We start from the raw sequence: 18,632 nt of genomic DNA on the forward strand, positions 1-18,632 counted from the left end.
CGGGGTGCCGGCCTGGATTCACACGGGGCCGGTTCCTCTAAGTTCGCTGCTGCGCTGCCTTCGCGGTGCAGCAGCCAAACGGTATCGTCCACACAGGAGTGAGATGTTTTCGAAAATTCTGGTTGCCAACCGCGGCGAGATCGCTATCCGTGCCTTTCGTGCCAGCTACGAGCTCGGTGCCAAGACGGTAGCGGTTTTCCCCTATGAGGACCGCACTTCCATCCACCGTCAGAAGGCTGATGAGGCTTACCTGATTGGCGAAGAAGGGCATCCGGTCCGGGCCTACCTGAACGTTGCCGAGGTGATCCGAGTAGCCAAGGAATCCGGTGCGGATGCCATCTACCCGGGCTACGGCTTCTTGTCCGAAAATCCTGAGCTGGCCAGTGCGGCCCGTGAAGCCGGAATCACTTTTGTTGGTCCGCCGGCTGAAGTGCTGGAGTTGACCGGTAACAAAGTCCACGCCTTGGACGCGGCCCGCAAGGCTGGCATCCCGGTTCTGCGTTCCAGCGAGCCGAGCGCGGATCTTGAGTACCTGCTGGGTGCCGCTGCGGAGATTGGCTTCCCCATTTTCGCCAAAGCGGTGGCTGGCGGCGGTGGCCGTGGCATGCGCCGGGTGGAAAAGGCTGAAGACCTCGAAGAGGCTCTGAAGGCGGCCATGCGAGAGGCTGATGCAGCCTTTGGTGACGCCACCATGTTCTTGGAACAAGCAGTGCTGCGCCCGCGCCACATTGAGGTCCAGATCCTGGCCGATAACGAGGGCAACGTCATTCACCTCTTTGAGCGTGATTGTTCGCTGCAGCGCCGCCACCAGAAGGTTGTGGAAATTGCTCCTGCCCCGAACCTGGATGAAAACATCCGCAAAGCATTGCATGCTGACGCCGTAAAGTTCGCCAAAGCCATGGGCTACGTCAACGCCGGAACAGTTGAGTTCCTTGTTGACACGGTCGGTGAGCGGGCAGGTCAGCACGTTTTCATTGAAATGAACCCCCGTATTCAGGTCGAACACACGGTAACCGAAGAAATCACGGACGTGGACCTGGTCCAAGCCCAGTTGCGCATTGCCGCCGGTGAAACCCTCGCCGATCTGGGCCTGAGTCAGGAAAACGTCCACGTCAAGGGTGCGGCGCTCCAGTGCCGCATCACCACGGAAGACCCCTCCAACGGTTTCCGTCCCGACGTTGGCACGATCACCACGTACCGGTCCGCCGGTGGTGCAGGTGTGCGGCTCGATGGCGGCACCATCTACACAGGCGCCGAGGTCAGCCCACACTTTGACTCCATGCTGGTCAAGCTCACCTGCCGAGGCCGCGACTACAAGACGGCAGTCTCACGCGCCCGCCGTTCATTGGCCGAGTTCCGTATCCGCGGCGTCTCCACCAACATCGCCTTCCTGCAGGCAGTCCTGGATGACCCGGCATTCAATGCCGGGGATGTGGCCACCTCCTTCATTGATGAGCGCCCAGAACTGCTGAACTCTCATGTCTCCAGCGACCGTGGCACCAAGTTTCTGACCTGGCTTGCTGATGTCACGGTGAACAAGCCCAATGGTGAGCTTTTGGTGCTGGAGGATCCGGCCCGCAAGCTGCCCGCCGTGGACCTTGCTGATGCACCTGCCGGTTCACGCCAGCAACTCGCCGAGCTGGGGCCTGAGGGCTTCGCCGCCGCATTGCGCGCCCAGACCGCCGTGGCCGTCACGGACACCACCTTCCGTGACGCACACCAGTCGCTGCTGGCAACCCGGGTACGCACCAGGGACCTGCTGGCGGCTGGGCCGGCGGTCTCCGTGCTGACGCCCCAGCTGCTCTCCGTAGAGGCCTGGGGTGGCGCCACCTATGACGTCTCCCTGCGCTTCCTGGGCGAAGACCCGTGGCAGCGCCTGACCCAGTTGCGCGAGGCCCTGCCGAATGTCTGCCTGCAGATGCTGCTGCGCGGGCGCAATACGGTGGGTTACACCCCGTACCCGGCCGAGGTCACCGACGCTTTTGTCCAAGAAGCTGCCGCGAGTGGCATTGACATTTTCCGCATTTTTGATGCGCTTAATGATGTGGACCAGATGGAGCCGGCCATTAAGGCCGTGCGCGCCACCGGCACCGCCGTGGCCGAGGTGGCACTCTGCTACACCGGGGATCTGCTGGACCCGGCCGAGACCATTTACACCTTGGAGTACTACCTGGAACTGGCCCAACGCATTGTTGATGCCGGCGCCCACATCCTGGCCATCAAGGACATGGCGGGCGTGCTGCGTCCGGCAGCTGCCGCGAAGCTTGTCACGGCCCTGCGCGAGCGCTTCGACCTCCCGGTACACCTGCACACCCATGACACGGCCGGTGGCCAACTTGCCACCCTGATGGCCGCCATCAATGCAGGGGTCGACGCCGTTGACGTCGCCTCTGCTGCGCTGGCCGGCACCACGAGCCAGCCCTCGGCCTCCGCTCTGGTGGCCGCCCTGGCGCACACCGAGCGGGACACCGGGATCGATCTGGCTGCCATCAGCTCACTCGAGCCGTACTGGGAGGCAGTACGCCGGCTGTACTCACCGTTCGAATCGGGATTGGCTGCCCCTACAGGCCGCGTGTACCTCCATGAGATCCCCGGCGGTCAGCTCTCCAATCTGCGCCAACAAGCCATCGCGCTGGGCTTGGGGGAGCGCTTCGAGGAAATCGAAGACATGTACACCGCAGCGGATAGGATCCTGGGACACCTGGTCAAGGTCACGCCGTCGTCCAAGGTAGTGGGAGATCTGGCCCTGCACCTGGTTGGCATCAAGGCAGACCCGGCAGACTTCGAGGAGAATCCGCAGAACTACGATATCCCGGACTCGGTAGTGGGCTTCTTGGGCGGCGAGCTGGGCACCCCTCCCGGTGGCTGGCCCGAGCCGTTCCGCACCAAGGCGCTGCAGGGGCGCACCGTCGTGGAACGCATGGGCACCCTCACCGCCGATGACAGTGCCCAGCTGGCCGGAGACAGTGCCACCCGCCGTGCGGCACTGAACCGGTTGCTGTTCGCCGGGCCCACGAAGGACTTCGAGGAGATCCGCAAGAGCTACGGCGACATCTCTGTCCTGGATACCCGGGATTACCTGTACGGCCTGCGCCGCGGTGTGGAGCATGTGATGGCGCTGGGCAAGGGTGTGCGCCTGATCGCCGAGCTGGAGACCGTCTCTGAGCCCGATGAGAAGGGCATGCGTACAGTCATGGCCAAACTCAATGGTCAAAGCCGGCCCGTGGTGGTGCGCGATCGCAGCATTGAAAGCACGGTCAAAGCTGCCGAGAAGGCTGAGGAGTCCGTGGCAGGACAGGTTGCCGCACCCTTCGCTGGCGCCGTGAGCCTCAAGGTTGCTGTCGGTGACGTGGTTGAGGCGGGTGCCACCGTTGCCACCATCGAGGCTATGAAGATGGAAGCCTCCATCACGACGCCGGTGGGCGGCACCGTCTCCCGTCTGGCAGTATCTGGCATTTCCCAGGTACAAGGTGGTGACCTGCTGGTGGTCATCGTCTAGCAACCGGTGCCGCCGTCTCTTAGGGAGGGCTAATTCAGCAAAAAGGGCCTCGATGAGCTTGACCATTGGCGCAGACATCCGTCCTGCGTGGTCGAGCTCATCGAGGCCCGAGTTGTTTGTGTGGGTGACTAGCCGGGTTTCTTGCTCAGGTATATCTCCTCCACCACGGAGTCGAAGTCCTTCATGACCTGGGCGCGCTTGACCTTCAGGGAGGGCGTCAAGTGGCCTGAGGTTTCGGTGAAGTCGGTGTCAACAATCCTGAACTGCTTGATGGCCTCCGCTGACGAGACAGTGGAGTTGGCCCGGTTTACCGCGTTCTGAACAGCAGCCAAGACGATGGGGTCCTGGGCGGCCTTGGCCACGGTGATGCCAGCCGCCAGGCCGTGAGCCTTACCCCACTGCGGAAGAGCGTCTTCGTCAAGGGTGACAAGCGCGGCAATGAACGGGCGTTGCTCGCCAATAACAACACACTGCGAGACGATCGCATCGGCACGAATCTGGTCCTCGAGCAGGGCCGGAACCACGTTCTTGCCGCCGGAGGTGACAATGATTTCCTTCTTGCGTCCCGTGATTTTCAGGAAGCCCTGGTCGTCGAGTTGGCCAATGTCGCCGGTGCGGAACCAACCGTCTACGAAGGTTTCTGCCGTGAGATCATCACGGCCGAAGTAGCCCTTCATGACACAGACGCCCTTGGCTAGAATTTCGCCGTCGTCCGCAATCTTGACCGCGTTTCCCGGTAGCGGGGCCCCTACGGTGCCGATCCTAATGCGTTCTGGTCGGTTGACCGTGATGGGTGCTGTGGTCTCCGTCAGGCCGTATCCTTCCAGGATCTGTAACCCAATGCCCTGGAAGAAGTGCCCCAGGCGTTCACCTAACGGCCCGCCGCCTGAAACTGCGTGACGAACATTGCCGCCCATGGCGGCCCGCAACTTCGTGTAGACGAGTTTGTCGAAGAGAGCATGCTTGGCTTTGAGTACTATGCCGGCGCCGCCTTCTTGAGTGGCGCGTGAGTAGTCAATGGCCGTCTTGGTGGCAGCGGCGAAGATCTTGCCCTTGCCTTCACCTTCTGCCTTCAAAGAGGCAGAGTTGTATACCTTTTCAAAGACGCGCGGCACGGCCAGGATGAACGTGGGTTTGAAGCTTTGCAAGTCTTCGAGCAGGTGCTTGATGTCCGGGGTGTGCCCAACTTTGGCGCCTCCGGCAACAGCAAGCACGGAAATGTACCGGGCGAACACGTGGGCCAGCGGTAGGAACATGATGGTTTGAGATCCCGGCGGGACAACTGTATCGCCCAACACCGCCAAAGCATTCTCACTGAGTTCCACAAAGTTGCTGTGTGTGAGCATGCAGCCCTTGGGGCGGCCTGTGGTGCCTGAGGTGTAGATAATGGTGGCCACGTCATCGAGGCCATTGGCGCTGCGCGCTGCTTCCAAAGCCTCGTCGCTGACCTCACGGCCTGCTTCACGCAAGGCGTCCAGGCCATCGCCTTCCAACTGCCACACGTGGGCCAGGGTTGTTAAGTTCTCGTTGTGAGCGGCCTGCCGGATGATGTTCTCGTGGGCGCCGGTCTCGGCAAAGACTGCCACGGCGGCCGAGTCACCCAAGTTCCACGCCACCTGTGAAGGAGAGGAAGTTTCGTAGATCGGCACGGAAACGGCACCTGCAAACCATATTCCAAAGTCCACCAGGGACCATTCGTAGCGGGTGCGGGCCATGATTCCCACGCGGTCACCCACAGTGATGCCGGAGGCAATCAAGCCCTTGGCGATGGCGCTGGCGTCAGCTAAGAACTCTTTGGCGGAGATGTCAACCCAGACGTTATCAGCATTGCGCTTGGAGAAAAGTGCCGGGTTGGCAGCCAATTTTGCCTGACGCAGCACAAAGTCGGTGGTGTTCATGGTGCTTGGACTGACAACCTTTGCCGGAACGGAAATCTCTTGCACAATAGCTCCTTTGTTATGTGGACCTGCGATCGTGTTGCTTTACTCTATCCGCGAAGTGCGTTATCCGACGGAACCATAATGTTACTCATGAGTAACATTATGTTCTTCAGCTCACACTTTCAATTTCTGTCCTCCGCAGCTCCGATCGCTAGAATTTGCTCATGTGTTCATCTCGCTCCGATCCTGTGCCAGAACTCCCCGCCCCACTGTCCTTAGGGATTGACATTGGCGGGAGCAAGGTTGCTGCCGGTGTGGTGAATGCAGAAGGCGAGGTCTTGGAGGAACTGCGGCGGGCGACACCCGGACGTGATGCCCGTGCCGTGGAAGCGGTGATCGGCGAGCTGGTGCATGAGCTCGAAGGCCGGCACCGCATTGATTCCGTGGGTATCGGGGCCGCTGGTTGGATGGACTTACCCGGTTCCACCGTGGTGTTCAGCCCTCATCTTGCGTGGCGGGATGAGCCGCTGCGGCAAAACCTTGAAGCCACGTTGCACCGGCCCGTTTTGGTCACTAACGACGCCGATGCCGCCGCCTGGGCGGAATGGCGCTTTGGTGCGGGCAGGGGCCGCGACAGAATGGTCATGCTGACCCTGGGAACCGGAATTGGCGGTGCCCTGGTCATTGACGGCCGGGTGGAACGCGGCAGCTTCGGTATGGCAGGAGAGTTCGGGCACCAAATCATCATGCCCGGGGGGCATCGTTGCGAATGCGGGAACAGGGGTTGCTGGGAGCAATACGCCTCGGGGAACGCCCTGGGGCGCGAGGGCCGCGAGTTGGCCAGAAAGCACTCACCCATGGCCGCCGGCCTGCTCGCTGCGGCTAACGGCCGTCCCAAGAACATCACAGGCTCCGTGGTGACAGCCTTGGCCTTGGAAGGCGAAGCCACAGCGCAGGAGCTAGTCGCTGAGGTTGGGGAATGGCTGGGTCTGGGCATTGCCAACCTGGCGGCTGCTTTGGACCCGGCTCTGTTCGTTATTGGCGGAGGCCTCAGTGCTGCGGGTGAGCTATTGCTGGATCCCACCCGCCGAGCCTACCTCCGTAACTTAACGGGCCGCGGATATCGGCAAGAAGCCCTCATTATGAAGGCGCAGTTGGGCCCGTCGGCTGGATTAGTGGGGGCAGCCGATTTGGCCAGAACCCAGCAGCGCCCACTAGAGAGGTACCGCCGATAAAGAACCGCGCCAACTTGAGTACCATCAGCTAAACGACTGCGCCGTCACCACCGTCGTCGTCGCGATGATTGGGGAGCCGGAACAACAGGTAACCTGTGCCGGCAATGAAGGCGAGGATTACCGCCACCACCAGCATCATGGGGGCGTGGCGCCAGAAGATGGCCGAAAACACCAAAAAGAGTGGGCCACCGGCTGCACCGATCCAAGACAGGACGATGGCCGGATCGGAGGCGCTCAGACTGGGGAGTTCCTCCGGAACAAATCCTTCGTCATCGTCTTCGTCGAACTCATAATCTCGCGGACCAAAGGCTGCGCTACCGTCACCAGCTGCACCGGGGGACTGACCAAACCGGTTGCCCGCAGCAGGCTCCCGGGGTGCGGGGGATTCCTGAGCGTGCCAAACACCGAGGGGATCAAAATCAATGACCGTCTTGGGCGTTTCGGCGCCGGGACCGCTGGGCGTGGCAGCGCCGGAATCAAGGGCCGTGCCCGAATCAAGGGCCGTGCCCATATTAGAAGATCCTCCCGCAGCAGAAGCCGTGCTGGTATCAGAAACCGTGTTGGAATCAGGGGTACCACCTGCATCAGGGGAACCGCCTACCTCTGGTCCGCCTTGATCCTCGGTGTTCCCTTGAGAATTATCTTCCAAAAAGGCGTCCTCTGCCTCTTCCAAGCGTGCCACGAGGTCCCGCCAGACCTCGTCGTCGTCTCCCGTGTGCGGGGTGCCCGCGCCTGGATCAGATTGCATGAGTGTTCCTCCGAAAGAAGTCTGCGGACTGGGAAAAGATCTGAGGCGCGTCATTGTCCATGGTCGCTACATGGTAACTGTTTTCCAAAGGAACCAGCGTTAGCTGGGCGTTGTGCAAGCCGGCTTTGAGAACATCGATGCTCGAATCGGGAACCACATGGTCCACGGTGGAACGGAACACCAGGGTGGGTGCAGTGATCTGGGGGAGCAGACGGGCGGTGTCCGTGAAAAGCGCGGAGAGCTGATGGACGGCGGCAACGGGTGTGCGGGAGTAGGCGCCTTCATTGATATTGGCAGCCTTAATGTCATCGCCTATGGCGGGAACGCTTTTGAGCACGAATTTCAGCAGACCCGAGTAGGCGGCTCGTTTATCAGCGAATGTTAAGCCTGGGTTAACCAGAGCCACGCCAGCTACCGGATGCAGTGCTGCAACCCGTAACGCCAGCGCGCCACCCATGGACAGGCCGGCCACAAAAACCGTGTCGCAGCGGGCAGCCAATTCCAGGTACGCGGCCTCGAAATCCCTGTACCAGTGCTGCCAGGGAGTCTTCGCCAAGTCCTGCCATGAGGTGCCATGCCCGGCCAGCAAGGGCATGTTGACGGCGAATCCGGCGTCAGCGAGGTAGTCACTCCAGCCCTGCATACTCACTCTTGAGCCGGTGAAGCCGTGACTCACGGCCACCCCAATCCGAGCAAGTTCCCCGTGGCCCTCGTAACGGAATGATTGCGCCATGGCACTGACTCCTTTGCGCCCCGGCCATTCTGGCGGAGATTATGTGTGGCATTGATGCGGCCGTGCTGCCGCGATTCGGTGGTGCTGTCACTAGACTACTGTTGATACGTCCACAGCGGGGGTACCGCAAGGAGCTGGGCAGTAAGTGCGCTTAGCGCGCAAGAGGAGGAATGCCACCGTGATCTATTGGGTACTGAAGAAGATTTTTCTGGGCCCGGTATTAAAGGTGCTTTTCCGTCCTTGGACTAAGGGCTTGGACAATCTTCCCGTGGATGGCCCGGCCGTTCTTGCCAGCAACCACCTCTCCTTCTCGGATTCTATCTTTATGCCGCTCATGGTGCCCCGGCCCGTGGTATTTCTGGCCAAGAGTGATTACTTCACCGGGCGAGGAATCAAAGGCCGGCTCACAGCAGCGTTCTTTAAACTGACCAACCAGCTGCCCATGGACCGTTCAGGTGGTGCTGCATCCGCAAACTCCCTCGGCACTGGTGTTGAAGTGCTCAATGATGGCGGGCTGCTGGGAATCTATCCGGAAGGAACCCGCAGCCCAGATGGCCGCCTCTATCGTGGAAAAGTAGGTGTCGCCAAACTGGTGTTGACAGCCAATGTGCCCGTTATTCCAGTGGCCATGATTGGCACGGACAAGGTCCAACCCATTGGCAGACGCATTCCCACTGTCCGGCGGCTGGGTGTCATTTTCGGTGAACCCATGGATTTCAGTCGCTACCAGGGGATGGCTGATGACAGGTTTGTGCAGCGCTCTGTGACGGATGAAATCATGTATGAGCTCATGCGGCTATCCGGGCAAGAATATGTGGACTCATATGCCTCCACCGTCAAGGACAAGATCGCCGCGGAGAAATCTGCAAAAATTGCCTCCGCCAAGGAAGCCCTAAGCAAGGATCCTGCCGGGACCAAGAGCGCAACTGACGCTGTTCGGCTCGATCCCGTAAGGACTCTTGCGCCCGGCGCAGTGACTGTGATCGGAGCCAAGAAGCCTGTGCAGGAACAAATGCCTGTGCAGGATCAAGGTAGCGAATCCCCGAAGGTAGAGCCCGGCGAGACTGCCGGCCTGGAAACTGGCTCGCAGGCAAGTCCGGAGTCGGGCCCGGAAGCACGCTAATCCCCTCTGGGATGCCAGGTGCTCGCCGATTCATTTATCCATAACATCTCAGTGAATGGACTGGTTAGCAGCTGCTGCTTCGGAGGGGATAGGGTTGAGGGGTGACTGAGCTAACTTCTAACGCATCTTCTGCACCCGCCGCCGGAATTTCCGTCCCCGGTGCTGCCGTCTATCCAGGCCTTGATGACTGGCGTGGTCTGCCGATTGCGCAGCAGCCCACCTGGTCCGAGTCCCCGTTCTTTGCGCCCACGGTCAAGGAACTGTCCGCGCTTCCTCCTCTGGTGTTTGCCGGTGAAGTTGATGTGCTGCGCTCCCGTCTGGCCCAAGCGGCCCAGGGCAACGCGTTCCTGCTCCAGGGTGGCGACTGTGCCGAGACCTTTGAAGCTGCAACGGCTGACAAGATCAGTTCGCGGGTCAAGACCATTTTGCAGATGGCGGTGGTACTCACCTACGGTGCGCAGCTTCCCGTTATCAAGATGGGACGCATGGCTGGCCAGTTTGCCAAGCCACGCTCTTCCAATGATGAAACGCGCGACGGCGTAACTCTCCCGGCATACCGTGGAGACATTGTTAACGGTTATGAATTCACCCCTGAATCACGCCAGCATGATCCCGCCCGCATGCTCAAGGCTTACCACACCTCAGCCTCCACGCTGAACCTGATCCGTGCCTTCACACAGGGTGGCTTTGCCGATTTACGCAGCGTCCACGAGTGGAACCGCGGCTTCACCTCCAACCCGGCTCACAGCCGCTACGAGGCCTTGGCCAAGGAAATTGATAGTGCCATCAAGTTCATGGCATCCTGTGGCGCCGACTTCGAAGCCCTGAAGACCGTTGAGTTCTTCGCCAGCCACGAGGCCCTGCTGCTGGACTACGAGCGGGCACTGACACGCATCGATTCACGCACCGGCTTGCCTTACGACACCTCCGCACACTTCCTGTGGATTGGTGAGCGTACACGGGACCTGGACCAGGCACACGTGGAATTCCTCTCACGCGTGCGCAACCCCATCGGTGTCAAGCTTGGGCCCACCACGTCCCCGGACGATGCACTGGCTCTGATTGAGAAGCTCGATCCCAACCGCGAGCCTGGCCGCCTGACGTTCATTACCCGTATGGGTGCGAACAATATTCGTGAGAAGCTCCCCAACCTGCTGGAAAAGGTTACTGCTTCGGGTGCCCAGGTCCTGTGGGTAACGGACCCCATGCACGGCAACACAGTCACCTCGCCCAATGGTTACAAGACCCGCAACTTTGACGATGTCATTGACGAGGTCCGTGGCTTCTTTGAGGTCCACCAGGCCCAGGGTACTTTCCCGGGTGGCCTGCATGTGGAGATGACAGGCGACGACGTGGCCGAGTGCCTCGGCGGTGCCGACCCCGTGGATCAGGAAGCATTCCTGACCGGCTATGAGTCAGTCTGCGATCCGCGCCTGAACCACAAGCAGTCCCTGGAAATGGCGTTCCTAGTTTCAGAAGCTCTGCGCAAGTCCAAATAAGGGCACGCGTTGACGACGGCGGCCCGCACCTTCCTTTGGGAAGATGCGGGCCGCCGTTGTTCGGTCACCAGTGGTAAGTTCATTCACCAGTGGTAGGGCACAAGATTTTGAGGTTAACGTGCTTGAGGATTCAGGTGCTTTGGGGATTACAGGGTGGGCCGGATGTCTTAGACCACTTTGAGGACTATTGTGGATCCCTCCGGCGCCAGCCCACCCTCGGGGGTTTGGATGCGGACCGTGCCGAAGAAGCCGCCCAGGAAGTTCTCCACGTTGACCTCAAAGCCCAGGTCTTTGAGTTCCTTAGTGGCCACATCGACCTGCTTGCCCACCAGATTCGGGACCTGGATCATCCGCGGGCCCTTGGAGATGGTCAGGGTGACCTTGCCGCCTGCGGTCAGTGTGCCAGAATCCGGGGATGCTGTGACCACAGAGCCCGCAGGTACCGTGCGGCTAAAGACTTGTTCCGGGGCAATTACGGCCACCAGCCCAACAGCGCTCAGCGCAGTCACGGCATCACCCTGGGACTTGTTTACAACGGTGGGCACAGGAATCGGTTTGGGCCCCTTGGAGAGAACCAAATTCACCTTGGTGTTGGCACGGAATTCCTTGCCAGCGCCAGGATCCTGCTTAAGCACCACTCCGGCTGCCACGTTCTCATTGAATTCTTCCGTCAGAGTACCCATGGAAAGTTTCGCATCCGCCAGTGACTTGGCTGCGCTGTCCTTCGGCTGGCCTGTCAGCTTCGGTACAACGTAGAGAACCGGGCCGATCGAGACCTGGACGGTGACATGGCTGAATTTACGCTGTGAACTGCCAGCGCCTGGGTCGGTGGCGATAACAAAGCCAGCCGCCACCTTTTCGTCATGAACATCAGTGGTTGAGGTCGTTTCGAATCCCTCACCGTGGAGGACGGTGAGCGCTTGTTCAACACTCTTGTTGCCCACTTCCGGGATGGTTGCCAGCGCCCCTGGTCCCATGGCCAGAAACCAACCAGCCCCGGCAGTGAGGACAATAAGCACCAGCACGAGCATAATCCACAGCAATGACCGTCGGAGCGGATGCTTGGGACCTAGATTTTTTTGCGGTGTCGCAGCGGCCTTAGTCTTCGCCTTTGCCGCGGCGGAAGCCTGCCGCTTACTCAGGGGAGCGGACGGGGTGCCGCCACCCTGTAGAGTCTCATCACTACCCGGGGCGCTGCTGGCGCCTAGGCCAGGGGCGAAGGTGGGGATGGCAGCGGTGAGTGAGTGACCGGCGTCGTACTGGTCTTGGAGGTGCTGGTCTTGGAGGTGCTCAGGGCGCGTAGCGGCATACTGTTCCGCATGGGGATCCTCAACATATAGCCGCGGGGAGCGGGGCAGCTCGGAGGTAGGGAAATTTGGAACGGCGAGCACCGTTGTGTTGGCCTGACCCAGGGCGATGGTGGGATGCTCGGCGAACAGGGGGATGCTGGGCGCGGTTCCGGTGCCAAAGTCAAGCTCGGCGGGGCTCAGTGTCGCCCGGATATGGCGCAGGTCCTCCAAGAGGGCGCCACCGTTGGCAGGGCGGTGGTCGGGATCCTTCTCGGTCATGTAGCGCACCAGCTCGTCCATGACCGGCGGCAGACCTGGGACGTCCTCGGAGGGTGCCGGCATCTGCTCCTGCAGGTGAGACATGACCACGGCCACGGGGATCGTAGCGCGGAAAGGCTGGTGGCCGGTGAGGAGTTCATAGAGCATCACGCCGGCTGAGTAAATGTCACTCCGGGCATCCCCGCCTTCGCCGCGCGCCAATTCTGGGGCGATGTATCCCACGGTGCCAAAGAGCGCGCCAGTGTTGGTGGAGTTGGTTACCGCGCGGGAGAGGCCAAAGTCTCCGATTTTCACCCAGCCCTGGCGGGAGATGAGCACATTTTCGGGTTTGACGTCACGGTGAACCAGACCCGCGTTGTGTGCTGCGGCAAGACCTTCAACCACGGGATCCAGAAAGTTAAGGGCAAGCCGCGGGGTCAGGGCGCCGTTTTTCTCAATAACGTCACGAAGCGTGTAACCGTCAATGAACTCAAAGACCAGGTACGCATGCTGGGGTCCCACACCATGATCATGAATCTGCACCACATGCGGGTGGGACAGGCTGGCAGCGCTCTGCGCCTCCCGGCTCAACCGGGCGATGAAGGCATTGTCGGTGGCCAGATGAGGATGCAGAATCTTCAGCGCAATGTTTCTGTTGAGCCGCAGATCCTTGGCCAGGTAGACGGTGGACATGCCGCCGTGCGCCACCTTGGACAGGACCAGATAGCGTTCATCAACAGTTGACCCTACTAAGGGGTCGGGTGAGTCATCATGCACTCTTCAAGCTTAGAAGCAGAAATGAGAAGGGGCCGCCAGCAACACCGTGCCGGCGCCCCTTTTCGTTGAGAGCGTAGTTGCGGATCTTTAGCGGAACGACGCCCGGTTGGCCTTGATACCGGCCACGTAGTTGCGCGTGTCGGGGAACATGCCGTGAACGCTTACGGAGTACTGCCCCTGGTAGTAGCCAGCAATGGCCAAGTCCTCCGTGGGTGCCCCGCGCAACAAGGCGCGGATGATGGCTACACCAGCCGTGACATTGTCCTGAGGGTCCAGCAGGTTCAATTTGCGCCCTACCAGTCCGGATGCCCAATCGCCTGCATCCGGGATGACCTGCATGGTGCCAATGGCGTTGGCGGGGGAGACGGACTGGTGGTTGAAACCGGATTCCTGCTGGGCAAAGGCCAACGCGAGTGCCGGATCCACACCCATACTGGTGGCCGTGCGAGCCACAATGTCCTTCATCTGGGCCCGCGTGGGCGAAGGTGCGGCGAGCAATGCAGCCTTGTTCTTATTGGCGTCGGCCACCACGGCATCCGGGTACGTGTAGTGCAAGAAGGTGTTGGGCACCTTCTGATCCGGGGTCAGCCCGGGCCCTGGAGAAATGGGGGTGATGGAACTGGAACTGGCGGAGAGCCCGGGAATGGACAGAGTCTTGCCCGGGTAGATGGTGGCATTGGCGCTGATCCCATTGGCCGAGACCAGTGCCGCCATGCTAACGCCGTGCCTGGCGGCAATGCCGCTAAGAGTGTCCCCGGACTTGATGGTGTAACGCCCGGAAGTGGCCGCAGGTTTAGCTGCGGCGCCAGAACCGCCCTGTGCTGAACCGGCCTGTGCTGAACCGGCCTGTGCTGAACCGGCCTGTGCTGAACCGGCCTGTGCAGTCCCGCCCACCTTGACCTTTTGGCCCGGGTAAATCACAGAATTACTGCTCAGTGCATTCAGTGAAAAGATTGAGCCGAGGCTGACATTGTGCTTGGCGGCAATTCCGCCAAGAGTGTCCCCGGACTTGACGGTGTAACTCTGGGATGTACTGGAGGTAATAGCGGGCTTGGCCGACGCGGCCTGGGATGAACCGGACTGCGCAGCGCCGCCAACCTTGATCTTCTGGCCCGGATAGATCACGGAACTGCCACTGAGGCCATTGAAGGAAAAGATCGAGTTGAGGCTGATGTTGTGCTTGGCGGCGATTCCGCCAAGAGTGTCTCCGGACTTGACGGTGTACACGGCAGCGGGTGAGGACGCGGCGGGGGCGCCGGTACTGCTGGAAACACCTGAGCCGGCAGTGACCACAAGAACCTGACCGGGGTAAATGATGGAGGTACCGGAGAGTTTATTCAGAGTCAGTACAGAGGAAGTGCTGACAGCGTGTTTGGCGGCAATTGCTGAAACTGTGTCACCGGCACGCACCGTGTAACGTACCGTGGCCTGGGTCTTGGCAAGGAGGGCCTTGCTGCTTTGAGCGTTGCCAATGTGCAGATTGGCGGTGACGGCAGTGGGGACGGAACTGGCCACGACTGCTGCGGGAATGCTGGATGTTTTCGCTTGGGCTGTCCGCGCCTGGATCGCAGCGAGCACATCTGCAGTATTCAGGGTTCCATGGTTGGCATGGGGTTGAATCCCTGCTTGGGCGTGCGCCGGTGCAGCCATGGCTAGGGAAGAGAGCATGACAACGGGGATGGCGGCTGTGGCTACTGCTGCCAGTTGCTTGCCACCGGTGGCAGACGGGCGTGGGGGAGTCATAGAGCGGACCTCGATTTTCCGTTGCGGATGATACTTATGGTGACAATGTTACTCATGAGACTAACGGAAATTTACCCCAACAATTCCTATATAGGCAGCTGGAATGAGTGACCCGCCACATTTATCATGCGCAGGGGCTCAAACTGTGGGAACCTTTGTGGGTGAGTAATCTTGAAACAGTAGTCAGCGAATGGCTGCCCCTGCCCGATGTTGCCGAGAAATTAGATATTTCGGTAACCAAAGTCCACGCCCTTGTTAAAGATGGTTCGCTGTTGGCTGCACGTGTGGGAGAGCGCAACATTCGCGCCGTGCCCGCCGCGTTCCTGACGGACGACCACATCCTTGAAAGCCTCCGAGGGACCATCACGGTTCTGCACGACGCCGGCTTCGAAGATGAAGAAGCCATTGAATGGCTGTTTACGGAAGATCAATCCTTGCCGGGGCGTCCCATTGACGCCTTGCGCGAGGGCCGGAAAACAGAAATCCGCCGTCGCGCCGCAGCGCTTGGCTGGTAGGTTTCCTATGAGTGCTGGCTAATGAGTGTTGGCGTGCTTTGGCACGCGAACACTCATTAGCCGGAGCTGCCCAAGACGTTCAGGTAGCTCAGGCGTTGAGGTACCTCAGGCATTGCGGTATTCGGGGCGTTCTGGAATTCAGGACGTTCTGGAAACCACTCTTTGGCCCAAGGTCTCTAACGCCTCACGGACCTCGGTGGATACGGGTAGCTCTGCCAAAGCCGCGAATGCTTCGGCACTGAGCTGGGCAATCATCTCCTCGGTGCGTTCCAGTGCACCGGAATCGACCATGATGGTGCACAGCCGCTCCACCTCCGCCTCCGTCAGATCCTGACGCCCCAGGTTCTGGTCAAAAAAGTCACGCTCGTGGGTCATTGCGGAGTCAATAGTCAGCCCTACCAGAACAGTGCGCTTGCCTTCCCGAAGGTCGTCACCAGCGGGTTTGCCTGTCTTGGCAGGATCACCAAACACGCCCAGTACATCATCACGCAACTGGAATGCCTCGCCCAGCGGAAGCGCGAAGGCGCTATAGCTCGTCAGCATTGCCTCCTCAGCCCCGGCCAAGGCGCCCCCCAACGCCAAGGGATGTTCGGAGGAATACTTGGCGCTCTTGTAACGAATGATTGAAAAAGCCCGTGCCACGGCCGTCTCATGCGGTTTCGAGGGCCCGGATACTTCCTCCAAAATGTCCAGGTACTGCCCCGCCATGACCTCTGTGCGCATGATGTTGAACACCTCCCGCGCCCGGTGGGAGCCGCCGGACTCAATGCGGGAAAACATCTCTTCGCTGAGGGACAAACAAAGATCGCCGGTCAGGATTGCGGCAGCGTGGCCAAAACGTTCCTCGTCGAGAGAGAACTTCTGCTCGGTGTGCAGGGTACTGAACCGCTTGTGGACGCTGGGTCCGCCACGGCGCGTGTCGGAGCGGTCAATGATGTCATCGTGAATCAACGCAGCGGACTGAAAAAGTTCCAAAGCGGCGCCTGCTTCAATGATGGCAGTTGAATCGGGGGAGCCTCCAGCGCCCCGCCAACCCCAATAGCACAGCAGTGCTCGCATCCGCTTTCCGCCGGTGACAAGAGTTTTGATGGAATCAATGAGCACCAAAGTTTCCGGGGAAATGCGTGCCAAGAGCCGGTGCTTCTCCGCCAAGAAGCTATCGAGCTTCAGCGCAACGGCCGCAATATATGCATCTTGTTCGTCCGCACTGGAGGCGCTTGCCTTTGGGTCGCTTGTAGTAGAGGCGTCGGGCAGAGCGGGCGTCTGGTTCATGCTTTCGGTTCCTTGCTGTGAGAGGGGCCGGCCGTGCCGGCGGTGGATGCCAGCGGGCCGGCCGGCTAGAAGCCTACTTCAACGAGGCTGGCAGAAGAGCCGCACCGACGGTCAAGGTTGAGGTGGAGGAGGTAACCACAACCGAGACGGTCACAATTTCCTGTCCAGCTGCGCGCACGTACGTTTTCAAGGGCACACCATCCACGGCGTCGCCTGGTTGGGCAGTGAAGCCCTGCCCGGTGAGTGACTTGGTGTAAAAGGCCAGGATCTGTGCTGGAGTCTGCGCCGTGGTTGCCGTCACGGAGGCTGCCGAGACGGGTGAGCCCTGCTCCAGGCTCGAGGACTGGATTTGAGCACCCTTGGGAAGTTCTATGACTTTGGCGGGAAAACCGGCAACGAGTTCCTTAACAGCGGTTTGAGCCGAAGGCGCCGCTGAGCTGTTGACTGGGCCAGAGGCTGTTGCGGACGCGCCGGGTGCCTGAGTGGTCGCCGAGGCAGCCGCGGATGCAGATACGGAGGTGGAAGGTCCCACCGTGGCGCCTTGGCCGGAACAGGCACCCAGGAGCAGGGCTGTGGAGACTGCTGCGGCAGCCAGCAGCTGCCTGTGGCGGGGTAGCAGTGCGCGAAGCGGAGTGGGATTCATGGCTGTCTTCCTTAGCTGTCGGTGCCGGTGTGGTGGCATCATCTTCAGTTTACCCATGTTGGGGATCTGCCAGCCTGCATGTGCTCTCCACCTAACGCCTTAGCCGCCTACTCACGCCGAGCCGTTTGTCTGTGGCGCCGGATCATTAGACTGGAAGGGTGAATCAGCAGGAACCGCCCGCGCAGCCGATCGTCCCCAACCAGGACGGGTGCACCATCATGCATGTTGACATGGATGCTTTCTTCGTTTCGGTGGAACTGCGTACCCGGCCGGAGCTGCAAGGGAAAATGGTCATTGTGGGACATCCCGAAGGGCGTTCAGTGGTGCTCTCTGCCTCTTACGAGGCACGTGCACGGGGAGTCCGTTCGGCCATGCCCATGTCCACGGCCCTGCGCGCCTGTCCCAACGCGGTTGTCATTGCCCCGCAGCAGCAACTTTACCGGCAGGTTTCTTACCAGGTCATGGAGGTTTTTCGCTCCATTACGGACACTGTGGAGCAACTGAGCGTGGATGAGGCCTTCCTGGATATCAGCGGCTCCCTGCGCCGGCTCGGCACGCCGCTGGAGATTGGTGCGCAGATCCGGACCCGCATCGCTGCGGAGCTTGGCATCACCGCTTCGGTGGGTATTGCCGCCAGTAAATTTGTTGCCAAGGTAGCTTCCACGCGGTGCAAACCCAATGGCATGCTCTTGATCGAGAAGGCCCGCACTGTGGAGTACTTACACACCCTTCCCGCGGAGGCGCTGTGGGGAGTGGGAGCCAAAACGGCGCAGACTCTTGCCCGGCTGGGGATCTTCACAGTGGCGGACATTGCGGGGACACCAGTCTCGGCGCTGCAAAAGGCGCTGGGCAGCACGGGGGCGAGCCTGCATGCCTTATCGTGGGGCCTTGATGGACGGGCCGTAACCCCGGAGCGCCAGGAAAAGAGCATTGGGGCTGAGGAAACTTTTGCGGTGGACACGCACGATGACGAGCTTCTCACCCGAGAATTGCTGCGGCTCTCTCATCGGGTGGCGGCGCGGCTTCGCGAGGCGGAGCTGAGCGGGCGGACAGTGGCGCTGAAGGTTAAGTACGCTGATTTTTCAACGATAAGCCGCTCACGCACGCTCGGGGCCAGCACGGACAGCGCAGCAAACATCTACACAGCCGCGGTGGGCCTGTTGAAAGCCTTGGGGCCCCGTGGGCAGCTGGTCCGCCTTGTTGGTGTCCGGGTGGAGAAGCTAGAAGCTCTTCACGATGCGCCCCTGCAACTTTCCCTGGATCCGAGGGACGGCCAGTCACGCAGTGCTGAAGTGGTGGGGGACGCCATCGCAGCCCGTTTTGGGAGTGCCAAAATTGGTCCTGCCAGGTTGCTGAAACCGCGTGATTGAGTGCTCGATTCAACGGCGCTCAGAAACTCCGCCACACCATGGCTCGAT

At 60.5% G+C, this 18,632-nt stretch carries 13 protein-coding genes; 6 read left to right on the plus strand and 7 right to left on the minus strand.

Translation table 11 applies throughout. The features are described 5' to 3' along the window. Positions 1-103: 103 nt before the first annotated feature. Positions 104-3,499 (plus strand): pyruvate carboxylase, encoded by a 3,396-nt coding sequence (locus CVS29_RS09115; RefSeq protein ID WP_110106023.1) that lies wholly within the window; start codon positions 104-106, stop codon positions 3,497-3,499. Positions 3,500-3,627: 128 nt separating this feature from the next. On the opposite strand, the gene CVS29_RS09120 is transcribed toward CVS29_RS09115, so the two are convergent. Next, positions 3,628-5,442, minus strand: coding sequence for an AMP-dependent synthetase/ligase (locus CVS29_RS09120; protein WP_110106024.1), 1,815 nt, complete (start codon positions 5,440-5,442; stop codon positions 3,628-3,630). A gap of 161 nt (positions 5,443-5,603) precedes the next feature. Between CVS29_RS09120 and CVS29_RS09125 the strand changes: the two genes are divergently transcribed. Further along, entirely contained in the window at positions 5,604-6,614 is a 1,011-nt protein-coding gene (locus CVS29_RS09125) for an ROK family glucokinase (RefSeq protein WP_110106025.1), read from the plus strand. Positions 6,615-6,642: 28 nt separating this feature from the next. Here CVS29_RS09125 and CVS29_RS09130 read toward each other — a convergent pair whose 3' ends face one another. Continuing rightward, positions 6,643-7,362, minus strand: coding sequence for a hypothetical protein (locus CVS29_RS09130; protein WP_110106026.1), 720 nt, complete (start codon positions 7,360-7,362; stop codon positions 6,643-6,645). Beyond that, positions 7,352-8,095 carry an alpha/beta hydrolase gene (locus CVS29_RS09135; protein WP_110106027.1) on the minus strand — a complete coding sequence of 248 codons (744 nt, stop codon included), beginning with the start codon at positions 8,093-8,095 and terminating at the stop codon, positions 7,352-7,354. The genes CVS29_RS09130 and CVS29_RS09135 overlap by 11 nt, the downstream gene beginning before the upstream one ends. A gap of 178 nt (positions 8,096-8,273) precedes the next feature. Here CVS29_RS09135 and CVS29_RS09140 point away from each other — a divergent pair, with 178 nt between their 5' ends. After that, positions 8,274-9,218, plus strand: a complete 945-nt coding sequence (locus CVS29_RS09140) for a lysophospholipid acyltransferase family protein (protein ID WP_110106028.1) — start codon at positions 8,274-8,276, stop codon at positions 9,216-9,218. A gap of 101 nt (positions 9,219-9,319) precedes the next feature. Further along, positions 9,320-10,717 carry a class II 3-deoxy-7-phosphoheptulonate synthase gene (locus CVS29_RS09145; RefSeq protein WP_110106029.1) on the plus strand — a complete coding sequence of 466 codons (1,398 nt, stop codon included), beginning with the start codon at positions 9,320-9,322 and terminating at the stop codon, positions 10,715-10,717. A 167-nt stretch (positions 10,718-10,884) separates the two neighbouring features. Here CVS29_RS09145 and CVS29_RS09150 read toward each other — a convergent pair whose 3' ends face one another. Both CVS29_RS09150 and CVS29_RS09155 read right to left on the minus strand, forming a co-directional pair. Next, the gene (locus CVS29_RS09150) at positions 10,885-13,041 is read right to left on the minus strand and encodes a Stk1 family PASTA domain-containing Ser/Thr kinase (protein WP_110106030.1); all 2,157 of its coding nucleotides are present in this window, start codon (positions 13,039-13,041) and stop codon (positions 10,885-10,887) included. Positions 13,042-13,128: 87 nt separating this feature from the next. Continuing rightward, the gene (locus CVS29_RS09155; RefSeq protein WP_245932141.1) at positions 13,129-14,784 is read right to left on the minus strand and encodes a LysM peptidoglycan-binding domain-containing protein; all 1,656 of its coding nucleotides are present in this window, start codon (positions 14,782-14,784) and stop codon (positions 13,129-13,131) included. 161 nt (positions 14,785-14,945) lie between these two features. Between CVS29_RS09155 and CVS29_RS09160 the strand changes: the two genes are divergently transcribed. After that, on the plus strand, positions 14,946-15,299 hold the full coding sequence (locus CVS29_RS09160; protein ID WP_110106225.1) for an Rv2175c family DNA-binding protein: 354 nt from the start codon (positions 14,946-14,948) through the stop codon (positions 15,297-15,299). Between the two features lie 138 nt (positions 15,300-15,437). On the opposite strand, the gene CVS29_RS09165 is transcribed toward CVS29_RS09160, so the two are convergent. Next, on the minus strand, positions 15,438-16,571 hold the full coding sequence (locus CVS29_RS09165; protein WP_110106031.1) for a polyprenyl synthetase family protein: 1,134 nt from the start codon (positions 16,569-16,571) through the stop codon (positions 15,438-15,440). A 73-nt stretch (positions 16,572-16,644) separates the two neighbouring features. After that, complete coding sequence (locus CVS29_RS09170; RefSeq protein ID WP_110106032.1) at positions 16,645-17,214, minus strand: hypothetical protein; 570 nt, start codon at positions 17,212-17,214, stop codon at positions 16,645-16,647. A 218-nt stretch (positions 17,215-17,432) separates the two neighbouring features. Here CVS29_RS09170 and dinB point away from each other — a divergent pair, with 218 nt between their 5' ends. Further along, positions 17,433-18,584, plus strand: coding sequence for a DNA polymerase IV (gene dinB, locus CVS29_RS09175; RefSeq protein WP_110106226.1), 1,152 nt, complete (start codon positions 17,433-17,435; stop codon positions 18,582-18,584). Positions 18,585-18,632: the final 48 nt, after the last annotated feature.

Origin of the sequence: Arthrobacter psychrochitiniphilus, assembly GCF_003185915.1 — a bacterium.
Classification (GTDB): Bacteria; Actinomycetota; Actinomycetes; order Actinomycetales; family Micrococcaceae; genus Specibacter; species Specibacter psychrochitiniphilus.